This window comes from Aeromonas tecta (assembly GCF_000820185.1).
In the GTDB taxonomy this organism is placed as follows: Bacteria; Pseudomonadota; Gammaproteobacteria; order Enterobacterales; family Aeromonadaceae; genus Aeromonas; species Aeromonas tecta.
Genome location: NZ_CDCA01000022.1, coordinates 72426 through 94234 on the forward strand (window position 1 = coordinate 72426; position 21809 = coordinate 94234).

Annotated in this window: 18 protein-coding genes and 1 tRNA gene; 2 read left to right on the forward strand and 17 right to left on the reverse strand. The window is 57.9% G+C overall.

Going from position 1 to position 21809, the window contains the following annotated elements:
• Positions 1–294: 294 nt before the first annotated feature.
• The 8 genes from BN1137_RS07425 to BN1137_RS07465 all read right to left on the reverse strand — a co-directional run bounded on the left by BN1137_RS07425 (position 295) and on the right by BN1137_RS07465 (position 12982).
• Positions 295–1083 carry a hypothetical protein gene (locus BN1137_RS07425; RefSeq protein WP_050717991.1) on the reverse strand — a complete coding sequence of 263 codons (789 nt, stop codon included), beginning with the start codon at positions 1081–1083 and terminating at the stop codon, positions 295–297.
• Positions 1083–4256 carry a T6SS effector BTH_I2691 family protein gene (locus BN1137_RS07430; RefSeq protein ID WP_157433670.1) on the reverse strand — a complete coding sequence of 1058 codons (3174 nt, stop codon included), beginning with the start codon at positions 4254–4256 and terminating at the stop codon, positions 1083–1085. The genes BN1137_RS07425 and BN1137_RS07430 overlap by 1 nt, the downstream gene beginning before the upstream one ends.
• Positions 4253–5122 carry a DUF4123 domain-containing protein gene (locus BN1137_RS07440; protein ID WP_050717994.1) on the reverse strand — a complete coding sequence of 290 codons (870 nt, stop codon included), beginning with the start codon at positions 5120–5122 and terminating at the stop codon, positions 4253–4255. Before BN1137_RS07440 ends, BN1137_RS07430 begins: the two co-directional genes overlap by 4 nt.
• Positions 5119–7167 carry a type VI secretion system Vgr family protein gene (locus BN1137_RS07445; protein ID WP_050717995.1) on the reverse strand — a complete coding sequence of 683 codons (2049 nt, stop codon included), beginning with the start codon at positions 7165–7167 and terminating at the stop codon, positions 5119–5121. The genes BN1137_RS07440 and BN1137_RS07445 overlap by 4 nt, the downstream gene beginning before the upstream one ends.
• A gap of 234 nt (positions 7168–7401) precedes the next feature.
• Positions 7402–7920 carry a type VI secretion system effector Hcp1 gene (gene hcp1, locus BN1137_RS07450; protein WP_050717996.1) on the reverse strand — a complete coding sequence of 173 codons (519 nt, stop codon included), beginning with the start codon at positions 7918–7920 and terminating at the stop codon, positions 7402–7404.
• Between the two features lie 229 nt (positions 7921–8149).
• On the reverse strand, positions 8150–8917 hold the full coding sequence (locus BN1137_RS07455) for a LuxR family transcriptional regulator (protein ID WP_050717997.1): 768 nt from the start codon (positions 8915–8917) through the stop codon (positions 8150–8152).
• 760 nt (positions 8918–9677) lie between these two features.
• Complete coding sequence (locus tag BN1137_RS07460) at positions 9678–10724, reverse strand: alpha/beta hydrolase (RefSeq protein WP_050717998.1); 1047 nt, start codon at positions 10722–10724, stop codon at positions 9678–9680.
• A gap of 101 nt (positions 10725–10825) precedes the next feature.
• Positions 10826–12982: a TonB-dependent siderophore receptor gene (locus BN1137_RS07465; protein WP_050717999.1), complete on the reverse strand. Its 2157-nt coding sequence runs from the start codon at positions 12980–12982 to the stop codon at positions 10826–10828.
• A gap of 142 nt (positions 12983–13124) precedes the next feature.
• Between BN1137_RS07465 and BN1137_RS07470 the strand changes: the two genes are divergently transcribed.
• On the forward strand, positions 13125–14033 hold the full coding sequence (locus BN1137_RS07470; protein ID WP_198150610.1) for a helix-turn-helix transcriptional regulator: 909 nt from the start codon (positions 13125–13127) through the stop codon (positions 14031–14033).
• Between the two features lie 137 nt (positions 14034–14170).
• Here the strand turns inward: BN1137_RS07470 and BN1137_RS07475 are convergent.
• A tRNA-Ser gene (locus tag BN1137_RS07475) sits at positions 14171–14258 on the reverse strand.
• 198 nt (positions 14259–14456) lie between these two features.
• Here BN1137_RS07475 and BN1137_RS07480 point away from each other — a divergent pair.
• Positions 14457–15206, forward strand: coding sequence for a DsbA family protein (locus BN1137_RS07480; RefSeq protein ID WP_050718001.1), 750 nt, complete (start codon positions 14457–14459; stop codon positions 15204–15206).
• Between the two features lie 166 nt (positions 15207–15372).
• On the opposite strand, the gene galE is transcribed toward BN1137_RS07480, so the two are convergent.
• From galE to BN1137_RS07520, 8 genes are all read right to left on the reverse strand, one after another.
• Positions 15373–16386 (reverse strand): UDP-glucose 4-epimerase GalE, encoded by a 1014-nt coding sequence (gene galE, locus BN1137_RS07485; RefSeq protein WP_050718002.1) that lies wholly within the window; start codon positions 16384–16386, stop codon positions 15373–15375.
• 84 nt (positions 16387–16470) lie between these two features.
• Positions 16471–17466 carry an FAD-binding oxidoreductase gene (locus BN1137_RS07490; protein WP_050718003.1) on the reverse strand — a complete coding sequence of 332 codons (996 nt, stop codon included), beginning with the start codon at positions 17464–17466 and terminating at the stop codon, positions 16471–16473.
• Positions 17467–17619: 153 nt separating this feature from the next.
• The gene (hcp, locus tag BN1137_RS07495; RefSeq protein WP_050718004.1) at positions 17620–19269 is read right to left on the reverse strand and encodes a hydroxylamine reductase; all 1650 of its coding nucleotides are present in this window, start codon (positions 19267–19269) and stop codon (positions 17620–17622) included.
• A gap of 197 nt (positions 19270–19466) precedes the next feature.
• Positions 19467–19934: a Dps family protein gene (locus BN1137_RS07500; protein WP_021140949.1), complete on the reverse strand. Its 468-nt coding sequence runs from the start codon at positions 19932–19934 to the stop codon at positions 19467–19469.
• 130 nt (positions 19935–20064) lie between these two features.
• A complete protein-coding gene (locus BN1137_RS07505) occupies positions 20065–20607 on the reverse strand; it encodes a DUF3833 domain-containing protein (protein ID WP_050718005.1) in 543 nt (180 codons plus the stop codon).
• A gap of 14 nt (positions 20608–20621) precedes the next feature.
• Positions 20622–21158, reverse strand: coding sequence for a chalcone isomerase family protein (locus tag BN1137_RS07510; protein WP_050718006.1), 537 nt, complete (start codon positions 21156–21158; stop codon positions 20622–20624).
• Positions 21115–21333, reverse strand: a complete 219-nt coding sequence (locus tag BN1137_RS07515) for a TIGR02450 family Trp-rich protein (protein WP_050718007.1) — start codon at positions 21331–21333, stop codon at positions 21115–21117. Before BN1137_RS07515 ends, BN1137_RS07510 begins: the two co-directional genes overlap by 44 nt.
• On the reverse strand, positions 21330–21809 hold the full coding sequence (locus BN1137_RS07520) for a DUF2878 domain-containing protein (protein WP_050718008.1): 480 nt from the start codon (positions 21807–21809) through the stop codon (positions 21330–21332). Before BN1137_RS07520 ends, BN1137_RS07515 begins: the two co-directional genes overlap by 4 nt.

The window sequence follows — 21809 nt, forward strand, 5'->3', positions numbered from 1 at the left end:
ATATCACGGCCGCACAACGTGTTCCATCACCTTGGGCAGTATGGCTGCCAAGCTGTACTCAATATCTTCTTTGGCATACACAGGCACCAACTGACCAGCTTTGGCCAAAGGTTCACGGCTCACCTTCAACCTTATGGCCTGTCCACACAAATGAGCCAGTAGTGGGAGCTGTAGCTTCCATTAGGTGCGAGTCGAGCAAGCCATAATCCAACGTCCCCTAAACCTATTCATTAACAACCCAAAAATGAAGGATTCTACCAATAAACAGCGCCATCTTGATTATTACTGAATAAGCTAATCTAGCCTTCTTGGTACGCCGACATCCAGAGAGCTGTGAGGGGCCATATTTAATGATAAAACTGTTTTAAACTCTCTGTATTCTCGACAATTTAATATTGACAGCAAAGATGACAATATGTTTTTCAAATCGCTTTTATGACAGTAAAAATTTGCAAACCCAGAGTAACCAAATGGTACTGTTTCGAATTGAACAAAGGTAGCATCACTGACTACCTTAATCACATTAACTTTATCTTTATTGAATAAAGTATATTCTATGTTTTTTTCATTTTTGAAATCAGTAAAGAAAATTGCAAAAAGTGCCATGCCGCCAGCACCAGCCAAGGCTAGTGGTCCTAATACGGCTGCAGCCATAACACATACAAGTACACCCAACCAAGCCAAGCCGCGGACTATTTTATAAGCTATTTCAGGGATGGAATCCTGATAAATAGCGATAAGCCCCTCGGTTGTAAGGCGGTAATGATAATCTTTATCAGCCATTACTAAATAACGAAAATAAAGGGACAGCCCGCCCCCCATAAAAATCAACCCCCAACCTAGAGATATCATATTACCACCCGACACCAACCAGGCCCCAATAAAGATCAAAATCCCTATTGGTATTGATATAATAAACCAAGTATGGGGTGTTTTTACCCTAATGTTCCATTCATGTAGTATCGGAGCTTCACGCACCCTTTTTTGATTGGAATCGAGAATACGTTGCTGCTCCTCCTGCGGTAACAGATGGAAGGTGGTCTCTTGCTCGCTCACCTCTATGACCTCGTTCGCCTTGTCCATTATTTGTTCCCTTGCTTGCCGACCATAAGTGCAGGCATGGCTCCCAACTCGCCTGAGCTTGTCTCCAATGCGATGAGGCCGCTACTGTTACTACTACCCTTGAAAATGAATTCTCGTTGTCTCATGCCATTCAGATAACCCAACTCCAGCTTGATGGCAGTATTAGTACTGACACCAAGCGGCAGGGTATAAACCAACTCATCCCAGCGCCCGCGTTGTGTCTCCAGCGTCTTGGGCTGCATAGCTGCCTGATAACGCGCTAGATCCTCTTTGGAGCGTACCGGCACCATCTGACCAGCGCGAGCAAGAGGCTGACCAATGATGTTCAACCCTATGGTTTGATCGCGTAAATGAGCCGGCAGAGAAAGTTGCAACTGCCACTGAGGGAGGCCAGTGTCCATCCAGCCCTGGGGGGACGAGCGTACAACACTCAAACTGGCACCTGGTTTATTGACCAGCAGCTCGAATCGAGCCAACTCATCTTCTGCAGACCAGTTGGCAGGTTGCTTGCCCCAAGTAGATTGCAGCAACCATTTCTCCAGATCTGATCTCTTAAAAATATTAAGTAGTATTGTCAGTAACAAATAGGCAATGCCCAACACAAATAGGCTAACAGCCATCCAAGGGGCCAACACCGCACCAATCGTCACGCTTGCCCCCCCCATGCTTCCAAGAGTCATGAATATTTGAGCACCAAATATTACAGCCTGCCCTCCCAGCACAATAGTTTTAGCAACCAATAACGACTTTTCTATCTCACTGATTAAAGGATCCTGACTTGCCAAGGCGCTATCCCAAGCTTCTAGCCCTGCGGCAACCATTCCAAGGCTTGAAAAAGCCAACATTCGCAAAGAGAACGATTGTGCCACTGCGGCATGTTCACCGATTTTTGCATTTTTAATAGATATGGATGTAAGGGGTTTTTCTCCCGCCTGTAATTTTTTAAGTTCTCCCCACGCAGCCCCTTGGTAAAGCGCAGCTATAGCATTACCCGTCCAGGCAAAAGCCGAGCCCAGTTGCATATTGGCTCGTGACTGGCCGATCGACTTGGCATTTTGTGCCGCCCCACCAATGATCACAGTCAGGTTCCAGAGGTTGAGCAGGGCCACCAACCCCCCAAAGGTCGCCAAGTTGGGAACTCTTTCATTCATAGCGGTGATGCGTAGGTTCACTCCGCTGCGCACGTTCGCCAGATAGTCGCCGATATATTGTCTGGCCTGCTGCTGGTAGAGATCGCCTTTCAGTTTGACCAACAAGGGCATTTCGCTGGCTATCAGAGTATCCAGCCGCAGTTGCAGGTTTTTTAGCTGACCATTGATGGCCCGCACCGTGGTACTACGTCCGGGTGGTGGTGAGCTGATGGCCGACATCTCCTTGGTAATGGCCCTGACCCGTTGTAGGAAGCTGCTGTGGAGCATCCGATAGTCGTGATTAACCACTAGCGGTTTATCTCCAAGCAGTGACTCCAGCAGTACCAGTCTCAGGTTACCTAGCGGGCTGTTCTTCCAGGCGTGGGGCAAAATGGCTGCCATGATTTGAGCGTGAGCCCCCTTGGCTATGGATTTTCCCGCCGCTTTCATTGCGTCTATCACAGCTTCGACAGTCTGGAACCAAGGTTTTTGCTTGAGCCTGTCCTCTCCCAACAATGTCTCCAGATCTGCTGTTCGACCAGACAGCGCCGTCATGTCGCCAGACGAGGTACTGAGCAAGGTATTGTCCACCGTCTGCTCGCTCAACCCCTTGTGCAACACGGCATCAAAACCATAGGGGGCTAGCGCCAGCAAGTTGTCACTTACCTTTTTATCAAGCAGTTTTTCCAGAGCTTTCTTCCGAGCTTCAGTACTGCAACTGAGAGAGAGCGCCTGCCCAGCCTCGGCAAACAGGACCTGCAGATAGGCTTGTCCCTTGTCTGTTCTATTGTCCAGACCAAAGGGCAACGGATCAGCCTTGAGGCGGGTCATACCATTGAACAGGTCCTCATGAGCCAAAGTCAACGCCTGCTCCAGCTCATTGAGTGGCACCTGATACTGCTTGATAAAGGCATTTAGGCCGTTCCAATCAACTTCATCCTGAAACGCGGCTCGTTCTTTCCATTGATTGACCTGCTTTTGAGAGGGATTGAAACCATATTGTTCCCGCAGGATTTTCAGCTTCGCATCGGCCTGTCTCGCCATGGGGGAGTTGAAGTTGATAACCCCAGGCTCCGGGCTCATGCTCTCCGTGTCGGCAAGATAGCGATCACCCAGATAGTCATCCAGCGCATCTTCAAATGCTTGGGTCTTGGCCACATTGCCCCTGACAGAAGCGGGCAAGTCCTTTTCATCCAGGCGGACTCGGGCCAGACTGCGCGTTACCTCAGCCATCATCAATTTATGGCTGTTTGCCTCTCTGCTCTGCTTGTCCTTACCCAGCAGATCCACACGCTTGCCCAGTAACATATTGACCGTCATGGTGAGGTCAGCAAGATCAGCAAGATAGTCATTAAGCGCCACCACCATGGCACTCTTGAGATCCGGTATTCCCGCCTTGTAGGCAGTAGGTGAGCCGGCAGGTTTATGTGCCAATAGTTTGATCCCTTGCTGATCCTCTTCAGCTGGTTTGGCAAGGGGTGTACAGGATAGGGCAAACCCCTTGTTCGGCAGCCCCAGATCTGCAACCTTGTCGAGAACATCGGGCAGGCCGCAATGGGGGGCCTTCATGGTACTGGCAAAGCTGCCCAGTTTGACTTGTCGCATCCAAGCACTGCGCAAGCCGCTATTTTTCTCCATCTCTTTCTTGATACGTCCCGTCCAACGCTGAGGAGAATATATGAGGGATAATGTATGAGTAGCCGGATAGAGCAGATGGCCCTTGCTCCCCTTGCTCTGACTGATGAAAACGGCCCCCTTCACTTCATACTCATCAAGACCTTTGGTTGTTTCGTCATAAGCATAGAGCCAGCCATCACGCAGCTGACGCAGGGTATGGTGATGAGACTTGAATTTGACAGGGGCAATGAAGCCAGCACCAGCTGGCAATGGATGAGGTTGCGGCTTGGGTGGAGAGGAAGGCTCATCGATGGCATAGCGTAGCGGCACTATGGCTATCTTCTTGTTTTTAAGTGGACAAACCCCTGCCGGGCTCTTGCCATTGGTCGTACTTGCACACTGGGCGGCTTGATTGGGCGAACTCATGCGTCTCGATCCTTCTTACTCAATGTTTCAGCCAGCTCGGCGGCTTGTTCAATGCGTTGTGACGGTGTCTGTGCCGACGCCTGGGTGATCAGTGTCTTGAGCCCTGGATGTTCCTCTTCGTCATACCAATGACTACCGAGATAGCCGAGCACATTGAAGAACAACAGCAGATCTCGCTCACTTTCAAACCCCATACCGTAGGCTTGCTCTGCCCAATGGGCCAACCAGAGATCCGGCTCGGCCTGCTCCTGCCAACGGTCAGGGAACCAGGTGAGCATATGCTCTCGGATCCCATCCAAAACATGCAGCCAACTCACCTCACCCAAATGCTCCCATTGGGGATCAGAAAGCCTGAATCTTGTACCAACAGGGTTATCCAGCTCGGGTTTGGCCTTCTTGTGCCACCAGAGGTACTCACTTCCTCTCCGCATGGGGATCCATACCTGACCCACACCCTGCCACAGCCAGGGCTCATCATCCATGAACAGACGCCACATGGTTTCGGGCATCGCCAGTTTGAGCAGTATCCGGCTGGCATAGGGGCTTTCCGCTTCGATCAGAGAGCGAAGTTTCTCAGCCATGGGGAGCAATGGAAGCCGAGACGATAACAGGTAACCCCATGACGACTCACGGTTTTGTATGAACCATTCCAACAGAATTGGGGTCACGCAGACCAGGCAGGGGCTTACTTCCCGCAGACTGTCCCAAGGGGAATAGAGATAGAGGGGCTGATAGGCCGGGGTCTCAACTTGCTCGAACAACACGCGCTCCACCCCGTCAATACGGGCACCGTCCAGCATCAGATAGAGTTGCTCCCCTTCGGACAACTCTATGTCGGGGAAGGCGCCATTTTGGGCAGAGATCATCCCCCCGTTCCCTCTTGCGCCGCCAGCTGCTCACAGATCTCGCAAACCGGCTCAGCCGATTTGAGCGTCGCGATTTGACGCGCAGGCTCCATCGGGGGAGGCGGCGCCACCACTTCCACCTCGCCGGGTTGGAGCGGCATTTGCCCCGCCCAGCCGGAGCCTGATCCCGGGCTGCCGCCCGAATTTATCTTGATGGAGCCGCCGCTGAGGGTGACGCCGCTTGGGTCTATCTTGACGAAGCTGCTCCCCACTTTCAGGGTCAGCTCTGAGCCCGCCTCCATCACTATCTTCATGCCCGCCTTGTGGTGAACTTCGCTACCGGCCTCCACCAGCAGGGACTGCCCCAGCTTCTGGTGCATGGAGGCATCCACGGTGAGCGAATAGTCGCCCTTGATGTGATCCCGCTTCTCGCCGTTCACGGTGAGGTGGTCATTGGCCTTGATGCGGGTCACCCGCTCATTGTCGATGTCCCGGTGCTCGTCGTGCTTGATGTGCCAGGCCGCATCGTCCTCAATCAGCAGGTTCAGGTCTTTCTGACCGTGGATATAGATCTCTTCCTTGCCCGCCTGATCTTCGAAGCTCAACTCGTTGAAGCCCTCCCCCTGATGGGTTTCGGTACGCAGCACGGTGCGGGTCTTGTTGGCTGGCAGCTCATAAGGGGGCCGATTGGTAGCGTGATAGGTACGGCCGGTGATGATCGGCTGATCCGGGTCACCTTCGAGGAAGCTCACGATCACCTCGTGGCCGATACGCGGGATGGTCATCATGCCGTACTGACCACCGGCCCAGCCCTGGCTCACCCGCACCCAGCAGGAGCTCTGGTCGTTACTCGAGCCATAGCGATCCCAGGGAAATTGCAGCTTCACCCGGCCGTGCTCGTCGCAGTAGATCTCTTCCCCTTCTGGCCCCACTACGGTGGCGATTTGCGGGCCGTCCACCATGGGCTTGTGAGGTGCTTCCGGACTGCCAATGCGCGCGCGCCAACTGGTGCTCGCTTTGACCACCCCGAATTCGTTGTGATAGACGGTGGGGCCGCTGCCCCCCTCCTCTTCCAGCGCCTGGGGCTGCGAGCCAGTGTGGCTGATGCGCACGATTTGCCAATCGGCATTGAGGCTGCCGTTCGGGTGTTCGGTGAGGGAGAAATATTGGCCCGGCAGCAGGGCCGCACAGTTGGACTTACCCTGGCCGGTGACGGCATCATTGCGCAGGGCGTCGAGCCGGTGCTGGGCAAAGGCCTTGCCACTCGGGTCCAGCTTGTAGCGGCCCGGGGAGTCGAAGTGCTGGTAGGTATCTCGCTGATGTTCGAGTTCGGCACCGAGCTTTTTGTGAGAGAGGCCATAGGCCGGGGTCTTGAAGCTGTAGTCTTTGAGCTCCACATCCGACGTTCGCACCGCTTCGCGGTAGTGGAACTGGCGCACATAGGGGCCCTGCTCCAGCGAGCGGTTACCGAGGTTGAAGAAGAGCTCAGGGCCGGCGGTCAGGGCCGCGGCATCATCGGCAAAGACGATACGATGTTTGCCAGCCTCGAACTCATGGAAATAGAACAGCCCCTCTTCGGCGGCTAGGCGGTTCACGAAATCTAAGTCCGTCTCCCGATACTGAACGCAGTATTCCCGCTGGGCATGCTCGTTTTTGAGCGCGAAGGCATAGTCGGTGATGCCGTGCTCTTGCAACAGGATGGAGAGGATTTCGTCCGGCTTCTGGGCCTGGAAGATACGCGAATTTTGGCGCAAAGAGAGCCGCCACAGCGCCGGCTGTACCAGGAGCTGGTAACGGGTACGGCGAAAGCCGCTGTCTCCTTGCGCAACGTCGCTCACCACTCCGCACACCCGCCGCTGCAGATCGCCCTCGTACCACACCAAGAGCTCACAGGGCTGGTCCAGCACGGCGCCAAAGTCGACGTCCGGCTGAGCGCTGGCGAGTTCCAGCCTCAACTGGAAGGGGCCGTTTAGCGCCTCCTCCAGCGCAAATTCGGCCACCACTAAGGTGCTCTCGGGCAGGGCCCCCACCTTGACGGTAAATTGTAATCCTGTGCTGTCTGCCATCAGTGGCTCCTTATCCTGCCTGCCCGCTGCCCAAGCCGAATGCCATGGAGGGACAGATCACGACTGGCCTCTGTTGTGCTTTGCCATCCGGCCCGCGGCCAGATGGCAAAGCACAAAAGCTCCAACCGGCCCAAACAGGCAGGTTGGAGAAAGCTTGCACAAGCCTGGCTGTCACCGACAGTGGCAGTCAGGCCCAGAAATGCACTACAAGGAATAGCTTGATAACACCGAGGCTTATGACTCGATGGGCGCGCGCCAGTCATCGGCACCTGAGGTACCGGCAACGGTGTGTTCCCAGTCAATCTTGCGATAGGCCAGGGAGACCTGGATCAGCTGAGTGAAGTCAGACTTCGCCGGATCCTGGCAGTGGGGCATCTGGCAGTCGATGTCGACGATGGTGGCATCGGTCAGCACTGTGCTGAAGAAATGCTCCTGCTTGCCTTCCACGGAAGTGCGGTACCACTTCAGGGTCACTTTCGGCAGCATTTCGCCGGAGGCCAGGGAGTTGTACATCAGCGGCACGGCTTTGTTCAGCGCGACGGTGAATTTGAACGGCTTGTGGACACGCTGACCAGCGGGTTGACCGGATTGCGGATCGGTCGGCACTGTGACGATGTGTTGGAACTCTTGTACCAGCATCTCGTCTTCGTGGCCCTGCACGAAGATGTTGCCGACGGAGTCGGAGGTGAAGGCACCGGCGGTGATGTTGCCCTGGGTTTTACCTTCGATGCTGATATAACATGGAGTTGGCATGAGTATGCTCCTGATTGGTTAAACGGTAATGACACTCGACCGAACCATTAGCAGTGACCATGCCACTCTTTTTAATTCAATAATTTCAATGTGTTAGAGTTTCTCACCGTTCATCAGTCGGCATGGCAACGCAAAAGCTTGTGCCCTGCAAATTTTTACACCACCGAACATTGCCCAACCAGTGCAATATATTGCATGTCACGCCATCTGTTGCGCCGAATGGACTAAATCACTGCAACTCGTCGACATTGGCCACCGATGCCAGCTCCACATTCAACCTGACGACCCCCTGCTTGAGCGCCCAGGAAATGGCCTGGCACTTGCTGCTCGCCCCCAGCTTGGTGACCACATTGTTCAGATGAAACGTCACGGTGCGCGGGGTGATCCCCAGGATCTGGGCGATGTCGCTGGTCTGCTTGCCCTCTGCCGCCCAGCGGCACACCTCCAGCTCACGCAGGCTCAGGGCATCGTGGGGAGACAATCCCACCAGGCAGACCCGCGCCACGGCTTCGAAGATGTGCATGGATAACCAGGTCAGCGAGGGAACGACGGCCAGCCACTCTGATCCTGTTCTCGGCTCGCGCGTGATCAGGGACAGCAATCCAACATGACCGTTTGCACCATGCCAGGGGAAGGTGATGCCATCGCGCAGCCCCGCCTCCTGCGCCAGCGTCATGACCGCCAGGCTCTGCTCGTCGCACGCCCCCTCGCCCATCAGATCCGCCCACAGGATGGGCGTACTCTGCACCATGCCCCGCAACACCACTGGATCGATGGCAAAGAAGTTTGCCTTGCTGTAAGCGTCCACCCAGGCAGGCGGGCAGCCATTGAAGATGGTGACATCCGGTCGCTGTATGGTATTGGGAAAAATAAGGGCCAGACGAAAATGATCGAAGCCCATTTGCTCCGTTAATTTACGCAACAACGCCACTATGGTGCGTTCATCGCTGGCCCGATCGAACTGGGAGATGAGGTCTAATGCGTCAGTTGTATCCATGTCACGATCTTGCTTGAAAACGGTAGCCATATTGTTCAACCACAACCCCAATGGGCGCTGAACCAGCCGTTAACATGTCGCAACAGCCTGGCTACAAAAAACAAAAAGACCCAGTGACTCGAGTCACCTGGGCCCTATAAATGAATGGGCGGAACCACTCGAAACCAGACCTAACCATCCCATAAAAAGGGTCGGAGGCCTAATTATTAATATATTTAGTAAATAAAAACTCCAGAAACCATGCCTTTAGCATGAAAAATCTGGCTTACTTAGCATATTTGACTAGCTCATGCGGCATGAATGGCACACTCTCGGGCAAGTCGCCAACCACTCGGCCGCGCCACTCGATCCAGACAACGGCAACCCACAAACCTACCCATCAGCACACTCACCCTGTGGCCGGCAGCGGTTGATGTTGGCCGCTGGTTGCGCCACAAGAGCCGACACACCGGCATGGAGGCTCAGCTTTATTCATCTGGTGGATGGATTTCTATTGGTCATTCATCTGGCGAATAATAAAACGGATAACGTCTCACCAAGAGGAAGCGCCTCTCCTGACAGGGGAAAAGAGGGCGTCGCTGGGCCAGAGGTCGGCACGAGGTCGGCACTATGATGAGTCGTCACCAGGGCCTGTCGATGCGAGTAACGTCTTGCCCGAGCGGGACAGAGCGAAGAGACAATGGCGGCACCCATCTGAAAAGCGGGCGCCGCCACTGGTTTGCGATCGGCCAGCGAGCCATTGGCCGATGTACTAGCCGTACTATTTGTTGTCGCCGTAATAGTGCTTAAGCAGGGCGTCAGCCTCGGCCGGGGCGATCTGCATCTGGGGCCAGCGGGTGGCTTTGTCCCTGATATCCGTCAGATTCTCCCGCTCCGGTTTGAGCGCACTGCCGAGCTGGCGGTTCAGGGTATCGTAGCGCCCTATGACCTCCTGCCGGTTGAAGACACCCGGGGTCAAGTCCAGCCGGTAACCCTGAAACAGCCACTGCAGCCCCTGATAGACCGCCAGGTGGTAGACGCTGTGGTGATCCTCCTCCTCATAGTAACGATGGGTGACATGAAGGTTCTGACCGGGCCCCGCCGTCACGCTCTGGGCAAACTGGCGCAGGTGATCCCGATGAAACTCGGAGCGCCCGAAGCCCGGGGTGTAGGGGTTGTTGGCCACCGCGATAAACAGGGAGGAGGCGTGCTTGAGAGGCTGGGTCAGGGCCCGCTCGATGCGCTGGTAGTTGTGGGGGTAGTCAAACCAGAGGCTGGCATCGACCGAGAGATAGCCCTGAAACTGGCCTGCGTCTCTTGCCACCGCGTCCAGGGTCAGCAAGCCCCCGAGGGAGTGGCCCACCAGTAGGGCCGGTGAGGCGGTGCGATAGCGGCCCTCTATGAGGGGGCGCAGCTCTTTCGTCAGATACTGCATGAAGACAGGGCCGCCCCCGGTCTTGGCATAGCCGGCCCCCGCCGGCACCCCGTTGGGCAGCGCCATGGTGTGGCTCGGGGTGTAGTCCCGCATCCGATCGGTATTGTGCACCGCCACTATGATGAGGGACGGGATCGCCGGATTGAGCCCGGCCCGCAGCGCCTGGGTGATGCCGGCCACTTCCAGCAGGAACTTCTCCCCGTCCAGGAGATAGAGTACGGGAAAGCGCTGGCTCGGCTTCTGTGCATAGTCATCCGGCAGATAGACGCTGTATTGCCGGGTTTCATTGAGCAGGGCCGAGTGATGGCTGAAGCCCTCAGCGTAGTGGAGCAGGTCTGCCTGGGCAGAAGAGAGACTGAGCATGGTGAGTAGTATCGCGATGAGTCTGTTCATAGGGTGAGTCACAGCCTGGCGGCGGGAATGCGCCGCTGGCGCCTTGTATGGATGGCACGGGAAACAGCAACAGGGCCGGCGGGCCCTGTTGCCGTCGATCGTTACAGCTTGTAGGTGAAACCGGCCATCAGGTTGGCCGGTTCGCCATACATGTTGAAGGTGCTGGTCGAGCCGACCCGATAGAAGTACTCGCGATCGAAGATGTTGTAGACGTTCAGGGTCGCCTGCATCTTGTCGTTGATGTCGTAGCGCACCGCCGCATCAAACAAGGCATAGCCCCCCTGATGGGTCTCTACCCCCTTCTGGTTGAAGGAGTAGTCGCTGACCGCCGTCATCCCCGCCCCTAGGTGCAGCCCCTGTACCCAGTCCGCCACATGGTAGTCGGTCCACAGTGACAGGGAGTGACGCGGGATCGCATCGAATTTCGGGTTGTGATCGCCGGATTTCTCCTCGATGTCGGTGAAGGTATAACCCGTCATCACCATCCAGTTCTGGCTGAGGTAACCGGTCGCCTCCAGCTCCACCCCCTGGGTGTCCACCTTGCCGGTCGCCCAGTAGGTGTTGGTGATGGCGATACCCTGATCGTCATAGGCCTGGGCGGCGATATTACTGTCCTTCATCAGATAGGCGGTCGCCCGGGTATTGAGCTGGCCGTCCAGCAGGGCGGACTTGATGCCGGTCTCCCACTGGCTGCCTTCCCGCGGCTTGAGCATGTTGCCGCTCTCATCCTGGCTGGTCTGCGGCTTGAACACCTGGGAGTAGCTGGCGTAGAGCGCATGCTCGTCGGTCAGGTCATAGACGGCCCCGGCATAGGGGGTGAACTTGCCGTTGAACTCGCCGGACTCGCTGCTCTGTGCCCCCGAGCTCAGGGTGGTGTTGACGGTGTCCAGATCGTACCAGGAGACGCGAGCACCGGTGATCACCGCAAGGGGCTCCAGCAGGCGCCAGGTCACCTTGCCGTAGAGACCGAGCTCGGACTGCTCCTCGTGGTCATTCTTGGTGTAGCTGTAGGTCGGCTTGGCGACCGTGGTCGGATCGAAGTTGAAGACGTTGATCTTGCCGATGTTGCGGTTGGTGTAGGTCTGGATGTCGGACTCATAGCGCTTGTAGTCGGAGCCCAGCACGAACTCGCTCTTGTGTCCCAGCAGACCAAACATCTGACTGTAGTTGGCATCAAACGCCATGTTTTTCTGCTGGTTCGCCTGGCCATTGAACATCAGCCCGGTATTCCCCGCCGCGTCCACCGGGCCGTTGGTGAAGGTCTGCTCCAGCTGCATGTCGTGATCCATGTAGCGGGCCGAGAGCTGCGCGACCCCGCCGTTGGCGAAGGCATGTTGGAGGCTGGCGCCCACGTCCGTGGTGTCGGCGTCGAAGAAGTCTTCATCCGACCCCAGGTAGGTGCTGCGGCCGATGTCGAGCATGGTGCCATCTTTATAGGCCGGCAGCCCGTTGGTGGGCAGTATGTCCTTGGTCTGGTGCAGGGCATAAACCGACAGCAGGGTGCGATCCGAGAGATCGAACTCCAGGGTGCCGTAATAGGTACCGTTGTCGTTGTTGTTGTAATCGACCTGGTTCTTGATGTCGGCATTGGCCACCACGGCGCGGCCACGCAGGGAGCCCTCTTCGTTGAGCGCCCCACCCAGATCCGCTTCCAGATAGTGCCTGTCCCAGCTGCCGTAGCGGGCGGTGACCGAGCCCTTGAAGGCGTCGGTCGGGCGCTTGAGCACCATGTTGATGACGCCACCCAACTCGCTGGTGCTGTTGAACAGGCCGGAGGGGCCGCGCATGATCTCCACCCGATCCACGGCGGCCAGGGATGGCAGAGTGCCGAACTTGCTCTGCATCGGCGAGGGCAGGCCGTTGAGGTTCACCTCGTCGTACTCGTAACCGCGGGAGAAGATGGAGGAGCGACCGCTGTCGTTGACCATGGTGCGCAGGCCCGGGGTGTATTTCGCCAAGTCGTCCACCGCGACGAAGTTGCGCTCCTCGATGTAGTCGTTGGTCAGCACTGTGATCGACTGGGGAATGTCTTTGAGGGCCGCCGGGGTCTTGGTCCCGACCGTGGCCGCATCGACGCTGTAACCCCCCGTATCCTCCGACGGCGCCATCCCGTAGAGCGGGTTGCCATAGACGACGACGGTTTCATCCGGCGTTATGTTCGCTGTTTGTGCCCAGACCGGGGAAACAACGGTAACCGCCAGAGCGGCAGAGACGGCCAAAGCCAGTGGGCTTGGCGCTTTATCCTTAAAGACGACCATAGTGAGAGTGACCCCCGAACATAGATGATAATGATTTTCATTTGATTTTTAGGGGGCTAATATAGCATCCAAGTTTCCGCAGTAGTTTTGCGGTCTGGTCATTTAACTCTTCGATATGGTCAAAGTGAACATGAGTGGCGCAGTGGTAAGAGATACGGCGGTTCGCAAACGCGGCCTGTTTGTCGGCAGGGTGGAAAACCTGATGATCCAGGACGGCATCCTGTTTCATAACAAGGACATAGTCCACAAGGCGGACTTCTCGACCCAGCGCGAGCTGCCGCCCCAGCTCATCATCGCCATTCCGCTCGAGAGCAAGGCGCTGATGACCTATGGCGCCACCCACCGCCTGCGGGGTTGTCGCTTCCACAAGTCCGATCCCATCATCGCCACTGCCATCCTCTATACCGAGCCCGACCTGGTGCAGGGGGCCGCCAAGGCAAATATTCGCAGTCGCAGCATCGTCCTCTCCCTCTGCCTGCCCTGGCTCGAGCGGCAGATGGCCGGCAAGCATCGCGGTTCATTCGAGCGGATCTTCAGCCATCATCTGAGCCGCTTCGACTGGACCCTGCCCCCGCACCTTGGCCAGATAGCGGAGGCCCTGAACCTCACCAGCAGCCAGAATGCCCCCGAGATGCTGATGCGGGAGGCGTTCGCCCTCACCGTCTGGGAGAGCCTGATGGTCAACATCCAGCAGATCGCCTTCGTCTCCAGCCAGCGCCACAACGAACAGCCGACCCGCCTGAAGATGCTGCTAATGGATGAAAAGGTGGACGAGATGGCCCTGGCCGACATCGCAGATACGCTTGGCATGAGTGTCTCCACCCTGCAGCGGGCGGCCAAGAAGGAGCTGGGCATGAGTCTGCAGCGCTATTTGCGTGAGCGAAAATTGCAGGAGGTAAAGGTCAGGCTGGAGGAGCGCAGCATGTCACTGCAAGAGGCTGCCGAGCATGCGGGTTACCATCATGCGGCGAACTTCATCACGGCGTTTCGAAAGCTGTTTGGCTTCTCGCCAAAGCAGATCGTCAGACAGGGCAAGGAGAAGGCAGAGTAGGAAACACGAGGGCCAGCCAGGGTGCGCATCGCTAAAGCAAGCATGCCCCACCGAACGGCATCAGCGCCCGCGGCTGCCCGCATAAATTGCAGATATGAAAAAGCCCATCTCAATCAATGAGATGGGCTCTAAATGAATGGCGGAGGAGGTGGGATTTGAACCCACGGATGGTCGCCCATCGCCGGTTTTCAAGACCGGTGCATTCAGCCGCTCTGCCACCCCTCCGCAGCAGTGCGCCGAATACTACCCATCGCTCCCCGGCTTGTAAATCCCCCTACAAACCGTTTGCCGATTTATTCGGCAAAATCACGCAAAAAAACCCTGAACCGGGCATAAGCCGCGCTTTTTCAACCGGATAACTTGACTTGAAAACAGACTCACCCACTATAGTGGCCACCACGATATTCCCAGCAAGATGGACTTATGAGAATCAAACATGCCCTGATCGCAGCCTTGACTGGCGCGACCCTGCTTGCATCGCCGGTGCAGGCGAGTGAGCTGACCAAAACGGATGTCGAGCAGATCGTGCGCGACTATCTGGTCAAGAATCCGGAAATATTGGTCGAGATGTCCAATGCCCTGCGTGCCAAGCAAGAGAGCCAGCAGTCCGCCAACGACAAGTCGCTGATCGAGGCCCATGCCAAGCAGCTTTACGCCAATCAGGATCCCGAAATCGGCAATCCCAAGGGCAGCCTGACCGTGGTCGAATTCTTCGATTACAACTGTGGCTACTGCAAGCGCGCTCACCCGCTCATCAAGCAGCTGCTCGGGGAAGACAAGGACATTCGCTACATCTACAAGCAGTTCCCGATCCTGAGCGAGACCTCCTACTACGCCGCCCGTGCTGCACTGGCGGTGCAGCTCGGTCAGCCTGACAAGTACCAGGCCTTCCACGACAAGCTGTATGCCCACCAGGGTCCGCTATCCGACGAAGCCCAGGTGAAAGAAGTCGCCAAGGCTGCCGGCGTAGACTGGAGCAAGGTCGAGGCCAAGATCAAGGATGGCAGCATCGACAAAAACCTCGGTACCAACCGCGCCCTGGCTGAAGCCATGAGCATCTCAGGTACCCCGGCCTTCATCATCGGTGACCAGATCCTGCGCGGCGCCCCGCGCGATCTCGCCAGCCTGCAGGCCATCATCAAGGACGTGCGCGCGGGCAAGAGCATTCAATAAGCCAGCCCGCCGCCCATAAAAAAACGCCCCGCTATGTCGGGGCGTTTTGCTATGTGGGCCTCAATCCTCTTAACCGAATTCAGGCTTCCACCCTCTGGTCTGATCAACCTTGGCGAAACGCTGCCGGCAAACTATCGGGGCGTTTTACTATCTGTGATCTGCCCGCTTAGGCCTGATAACCGTTCGGGTTCTGGCTTTGCCAGCGCCAGGTGTCGATCATCATCTGCTCCAACCCTCGCGCCGCCTGCCAGCCCAGCTCGTCGCGGGCCAGGGTCGGCTCGGCCCAGCACTCGGCGATGTCGCCGGGGCGGCGGGGTTTGATTTGATACGGGATAGGGCGACCGCTTGCCGCCTCGAACGCACGGATCATCTCCAGCACCGAGTAACCCTGACCGGTGCCGAGGTTATAGGTGAACACGCCGGTGTCGCTTTTGATGCGGGCCAGCGCCTTGAGATGGCCGATGGCGAGATCCACCACATGAATGTAATCGCGCACCCCGGTGCCGTCCGGCGTCGGGTAGTCATCGCCGAACACCCCCAACTCCTTGAGTTTGCCCACCCCGACCTGACTGATGTAAGGCAGCAGGTTGTTGGGGATACCGTTGGGATCCTCGCCGATGAGGCCGCTCTCATGAGCGCCGACCGGGTTGAAGTAGCGCAGCAGCACGATGGCCCAGCGTGGGTCGGACTTGGAAAGGTCGCGCAGGATCTCTTCCACCATCAGCTTGGAGCGACCATAGGGGTTGGTGGCGCCGGTGGGAAAATCCTCCCGCAGCGGTACCGAGGCCGGGTCGCCATAGACGGTGGCGGAGGAACTGAATACCAGCCGGAACACCCCGGCTTTCGCCATCTCCTCGCACAACACCAGGGTGCCGGTCACGTTGTTCTGGTAGTAGGTGAGCGGGATCTGGCTGGACTCCCCTACCGCCTTGAGGCCGGCGAAGTGGATCACCGATTCAATCCGGTGCTCGGCAAACAGCGCTTGCAAGCAGGCTCTGTCGAGAATATCCCCCTCGACGAAGGTGACGGCCTTGCCGGTGATCCGCTCGACCCGCTTGAGAGACTCGGGGGATGCGTTGGAAAGATTATCCAGCACCACCAGCTGCTGCCCCGCATTGAGCAGCTCGACCAGAGTATGAGAGCCGATATAACCGGCGCCGCCTGTGACCAATATTGTCATGTCTAATCCCGTGTTCTGCTGAAACTGGGGCAGAGTGTACCCGCACCACCCGAACAGGAAAAGGTTGGGCTGCTAATGGAGCCATCAATAGTCGAGGCTGATGTCCCCCCTGGCGGTACAGGAGCAGGCCAGCGCCACCCCGTTCTCGAGATCCTGCGGGCTCAAGGTCATCAGACTCTGGCGCTCGATCTCCCCCTGGGTGGTACAACGGCAGGCGCCGCACACCCCGGCCCGGCAAGCGGCCGCCATGGTCTCGCCAGCGCCCTCCAGCGCGGCCAGCAGGGTCTGCCCCGGCAAGATCTTCACCTTCTTGCCGCTCTTTTTCAGGGTCAGCCAGAAGTGGTCGCCAGTGGCCACAACTGGCGCCGTCTCGGCCAAGCCGAACGATTCTTGATGCAACTGTTTGGCGGGCAAGCCGAGTGCAGCCAGCATGGCGCTCACCGCCGCCATATAAGGCGTGGGGCCACACAGGTAGACATGGCGGCTCAGAAAATCCGGCGCCAACTCTGTGAGCATGTCAGCACTGAGGCGCCCGACCCAGGGATGGGCCTCGGGGGCTTGCTCCAAGATCAGCGCATGGCGCACACCGGCGTGAGCCTCGGCCAGGGCGGCCAGCTCGGTGGCGAAGATCACGTCCTCCGGCGAGCGGGCGCTGTGAATGAAGCGAATGTCCGCATCTGGCCGCTTGTCGAGCTCGTCCCGCAGCATGGCCCACATGGGGGTGATACCGGAGCCGGCGCTGAGCAGCAGTGGCCGCTCGCACGGCAGCGCACTCAGGTTGAACTCGCCGAAGGGGCCATCGGCGCGGATCTCGTCCCCCAACTGCAGGCTCTGGTGCAGATGATGGGACACCAGCCCCACATCCTTGATGGTGACTTGCCAGCAGGGATCCTGCGGGCTGGAAGAGAGCGTATAGGCACGGCACAGTGGCTGACCGTCTATCTCGGTATGCAGGGTGATGCACTGGCCCGCCAACACGGCGGGCAAGCCCCCATCGACGGCGGCAAACTGCCAGCTCACCACATCATGGGTCTCGGCGCGGCGGCCGATGCAACGCAGGGTAAGAGAGGTGGAGGTCATCGCAAGGCTCCTCTTATACATTCAACAACAGCGGGTTCGAAAAAAAAGCGAGCCAATCGGCTCGCCAAAGGCTTACAACATTTGCTTCACATCAGGCAGTCAGGCTGCGCCGCCCAGTCCGGCCCCTTGAGACCGGACTGGCTGCACAATCCATCAGGCCGCCAGGATCTCGGCCAGATCGGCCTCGGCCGTGGTGGTGCCTTTCAGACCGAACTGCTCCTCCAGCACCTTGAGCAGGGCCGGGGTCAGGAAGGCGGGGGCGGTCGGGCCGGTGCGGATGTCCTTCACACCGAGCGCCAGCAAGGTGAGCAGGATCACGATGGCTTTTTGCTCGAACCAGGAGAGCACCAGGGTCAGCGGCAGATCGTTGACGCCACACTCGAACGCCTCGGACAGCGCCAGCGCCAGCTGGATGGCGGAGTAGGCGTCGTTGCACTGACCCACGTCCAGCAGACGGGGAATGCCGCCGATGTCGCCAAAATCGAGCTTGTTGAACTTGTATTTGCCACAGCCCAGGGTGAGCAGCAGGCTGTCTTGGGGGGCGGCCTTGGCAAACTCGGTGAAGTAGGCGCGCTCGGCCTTGTCGCCATCACAACCGCCCACCAGGAAGAAGTGGCTGATCTCGCCGGCCTTGACCTTGTCGATCACCGCGGGGGCGGCTTGCATCAAGGCATTGCGGGCAAAGCCGATGGTGATGAAGTGCTCGAGCTCGGTGTGCTTGAAACCTTCCAGCGCCTGAGCCTTGGCTACCACGGCGGAGAAGTCTTCCCCTTCCAGGTGGGTCACGCCCGGCCAGCCGACGATGGAGCGAGTAAAGATGCGATCCGAGTAGTTGCCCACGTTCGGGTCAATGATGCAATTGGAGGTCATCACCACGGCGCCGGGGAAGTTCGCAAACTCCTTCTGCTGGTTCTGCCAGGCGGAGCCGTAGTTGCCCACCAGGTGCGGGTACTGTTTGAAGAAGGGATAGGCCATCGCCGGCAGCATCTCGCCGTGGGTGTAGACGTTGATGCCAGTGCCAACGGTCTGCTCCAGGATGAGCTTGAGATCCACCATGTCGTGGCCGGAGACCAGGATGCACTTGCCCGGGATGGGAGTGACCCGGACCTGGGTCGGCTCGGGGTGGCCAAAGGCGCTGGTCTCGCCGCGATCAAGCATTTCCATGATCTTGAAATTCAGCATGCCAATTTCCATGGCGCACTTGAACAGCGGATCCAGATCGCTCGGATCTGTGCTGAGCCAGCTCATGATGCGGTGGAACTCGGCGGCGACCTCGCTGTCTTGCTGATCCAACACTCGGGCGTGTTCCATGTAGGCGGCGGCGCCCTTGAGGCCGTAGAGGCAGAGCAGACGCAGCCCCATAATGTCTTCGTTGACCTCACTCTTACCGCGATTGACCGCGGTTTGTGGCGCGTGGGCCAGCTGTTCCAGCAGATCGGCACCCGGCTCGAAATGGGCCGCGGCGGGCAGCTCGCTCACCTGCACCGCCAGGGGAGCCAGTGTGGCCGCCAGTTGCTGGCGATAGGCCAGCGCCTGGTTGACGTAGGCAACGATGCGGGCGGAGTCGAAGTTGACGTTGGTCAGGGTGGCGAAGAAGGCCTTGGGCACGAAGGCGTCGATCTCGTCATCGACGATGCCGTGCTCGCGGGCGGCCAGCGCCCAGGCGCTGAGCCCCTGCAGCGCATAGATCAGCACATCCTGCAGATCCGAGGTCTCGGCCGTCTTGCCGCACATACCTTGTGCATAGGCGCAGCCATTGCCTGCCGGGGTACGAATTGTCTGTTCACATTGCACACAAAACATCATGCCTCTCCTAATTGGACATTTCAGTTGCTTGTTTTGTGGCGATTCTATTCCCCTCCATCAGAACTTAATAGGCATTCAATTTACCAATTAAGTATTCATTGATGCAGATCAAAAACAAAAAAGCCGCCCGAAAGGGCGGCAACAAGATGGATAAGGAAGAGACAGTTCAGGGACAGAGGGAACGGCCGAGGCGGTTACGCCAGGTAGGCGCGCAGCATCCAGACCAGTTTTTCCTGCTGCTGGACATAGTCAGACAGGATGGATGCGGTGCCTTCATCACCGGCCTCGGCGGCTTGCCCCAAGATGCGGCGCTGGGCCACCAGCAGCTCGCGGAAGCTTTCCAGCAGGGATTCGACGCAGGCACGGCCATCGTGCAGACCTTTCTGCTCGGGGATGGCGGAGACCTTCAGATAGTCGCTGAAACTGTGCATGGGGACGCCATCCAGAGTGAGGATACGCTCGGCCAGGGCATCGACTTTGAGCAGCAGATCGTTGTAGATCTCCTCGAACTTCAGATGCAGTTCGAAGAACTGGTTGCCGCGAATATTCCAGTGGAAGCCACGGACGTTCATGTAGAGGATCTGGTAGCTGGCCAGCAACTTGTTCAGCTCGGCGGCCAGGGCTTGTGATTGAACGGTATCAAGACCAATAGGGCTTTTCATCATTCACCTCCAGGTGGGAAAGAATATTGGGAACAGGGCTAGAATATCCCCGCACAGACTCAAAGGACAATAGTTATTGCCTTGGCAATTGATAGTGAATGACTATCGTCAGTGGGAAAAGCACATGCTTTCATCGCTCAAGCCGCTCGATATAGAGGATCACCTCCCCCAGGTGAATACCGAACTTGCTGATCTCGGCACGATTGATCAGGCGATCTTCATCCAGCAGATACATCCAGTCATCGAAACTGACCCGCACTACCTCCCCGTCCGGCAGGGCCAGATCGAGTTGATAGCGCCAGTTGAGGGCAAAGCCTGCCGTCTTGCCCACCGCCTCCCCCACCACATCCGAGGCGGTACCGCGCCAGTGCCCATCCGCCCCCTTGTTCAAAAACCAGGTGCGGGTCTGCCGGCGGCCGTCGTCGAAATAAAACTGCTCGAACAGCTCCCCCTTGCCACCCTGCCAGCGTCCCTGCATCTCGACTCGAAAGCGACTGGTCACTTCGCCGCTACGGTCGGTCACCAGGCCGTGAGCCATGAGCTTGCCATTGAAGAAACGGGCGAGATCCAAGTTCGGGCCCTGCCCTCTATAGTCATCGATGCTGGCGCCACAAGCTGCCAGCAGCAGCAGTGGCCACAGCAGCAGAATACGCCATGTGCGGTAGAGAGGCATGAGGGACTCCGGTATCAGGGTTGGCCACGCAGGCGGCGGGTGAGGGCGGGATCGCGGCTGTTGTCGGCCAGCCAGATGGCCAGAAACGCGGCCGGGAACTGAGGGTCAGGCACAGTGCCCAGCGGCTTGTCTCGCCACCAGAAATGACCCTGCCCTGCGGCATCCACGTAGAAACCGAGCCGATCACCGGGCTGCACATCCGGCCACAAGCTGGCCAGTTGTCTGAGCCAGCGTTGACGCTGCTCAGGGCTGCTAACCTGCAGCCGTTGCCACTCCTGCCCGGTCGCGGTGAGCAAGTCCTGGCGGGAAATGGATCTGGCATAGGTGAGGATCAGCGCCTGCGGATAATGATCGGGGCGATACTGGCCACTCTGGCTATAGAGGGTGGCATCGTAGAGTTTGAACCAGAGCCAGTGCATCTCTCCCTGGCCGACGGTGCGCAGCCGCTGCCAGGGCAGAGCTTGTGCGCTGGCGAGCCAAGGCCAGAGCAACAGCCCGAGCAGCAGACTAGTTCCAGCCCATGTGCCAGCGTGCGGGATCTTCCAGTTCATGGCAGTTCATCTCCTGTTCCTGCAGGGTGTTGATGTCCTGCATCACCACCCCGATCAGCTGTCCCTGCCCGTCTCGCAGGCAAGAAACCACCAGATAGAAATGCTCGCTCGGCGTGTGCTGATCCTCTCTGGTCCACTTCGAAAACAGCAGAGTATCGGTCGAAAAGGTGCTCATCTTGGTTCACCCTCCAGCTTGACCATTACCCACAGCAGTAGGGGTAACCACCACATCCAGATCAGCGCCAGCACGAGGCCGCTGATCCCGATGCCCCAAGGTAAGTGTACTGCCCCCATGATGGCCCCCGCCACATAGGAAGCCGCCCCTCCCACCATGCCAAGCACGCCCTGCTGCCAACGAGGCAAGCGCAGCAACCAGCGCAATCCCTGGCCCAGGGTCATCGCAAATCCAAGCCACAGCAGCCCCAACCAAAGGGGAAAGCCATGGGAAAACTCGAACAACCCGAGTTGCCACAGCAGGCCATCGAGCAGGCAACCGGCCAGGGCCAGCGGCCATAACCGCAGATCCCCGCGAGCATCCGGCGAGCAGAGCAAATGCAGGCCCAGTAACAATATTAATGGCACCGATTGCTGCCATGCCACCGCCAGCCACCAGTAGAGGTTGAACCCCAGCAGCTGGGCCAAGGGCCACAT

Coding starts and splice junctions, on each gene's coding strand:
- BN1137_RS07445 (WP_050717995.1), bottom strand. CDS start 7,167: ATGGCAGACAGCACAGGATTACAATTTACCGTCAAGGTGGGGGCCCTG.
- BN1137_RS07505 (WP_050718005.1), bottom strand. CDS start 20,607: ATGCCTCTCTACCGCACATGGCGTATTCTGCTGCTGTGGCCACTGCTG.
- BN1137_RS07520 (WP_050718008.1), bottom strand. CDS start 21,809: ATGTGGCCCTTGGCCCAGCTGCTGGGGTTCAACCTCTACTGGTGGCTG.
- BN1137_RS07455 (WP_050717997.1), bottom strand. CDS start 8,917: ATGGATACAACTGACGCATTAGACCTCATCTCCCAGTTCGATCGGGCC.
- BN1137_RS07430 (WP_157433670.1), bottom strand. CDS start 4,256: ATGAGTTCGCCCAATCAAGCCGCCCAGTGTGCAAGTACGACCAATGGC.
- hcp1 (WP_050717996.1), bottom strand. CDS start 7,920: ATGCCAACTCCATGTTATATCAGCATCGAAGGTAAAACCCAGGGCAAC.
- BN1137_RS07460 (WP_050717998.1), bottom strand. CDS start 10,724: ATGAACAGACTCATCGCGATACTACTCACCATGCTCAGTCTCTCTTCT.
- BN1137_RS07490 (WP_050718003.1), bottom strand. CDS start 17,466: ATGACCTCCACCTCTCTTACCCTGCGTTGCATCGGCCGCCGCGCCGAG.
- BN1137_RS07465 (WP_050717999.1), bottom strand. CDS start 12,982: ATGGTCGTCTTTAAGGATAAAGCGCCAAGCCCACTGGCTTTGGCCGTC.
- BN1137_RS07480 (WP_050718001.1), top strand. CDS start 14,457: ATGAGAATCAAACATGCCCTGATCGCAGCCTTGACTGGCGCGACCCTG.
- BN1137_RS07510 (WP_050718006.1), bottom strand. CDS start 21,158: ATGAACTGGAAGATCCCGCACGCTGGCACATGGGCTGGAACTAGTCTG.
- BN1137_RS07425 (WP_050717991.1), bottom strand. CDS start 1,083: ATGGACAAGGCGAACGAGGTCATAGAGGTGAGCGAGCAAGAGACCACC.
- hcp (WP_050718004.1), bottom strand. CDS start 19,269: ATGTTTTGTGTGCAATGTGAACAGACAATTCGTACCCCGGCAGGCAAT.
- galE (WP_050718002.1), bottom strand. CDS start 16,386: ATGACAATATTGGTCACAGGCGGCGCCGGTTATATCGGCTCTCATACT.
- BN1137_RS07515 (WP_050718007.1), bottom strand. CDS start 21,333: ATGAGCACCTTTTCGACCGATACTCTGCTGTTTTCGAAGTGGACCAGA.
- BN1137_RS07440 (WP_050717994.1), bottom strand. CDS start 5,122: ATGATCTCTGCCCAAAATGGCGCCTTCCCCGACATAGAGTTGTCCGAA.
- BN1137_RS07500 (WP_021140949.1), bottom strand. CDS start 19,934: ATGAAAAGCCCTATTGGTCTTGATACCGTTCAATCACAAGCCCTGGCC.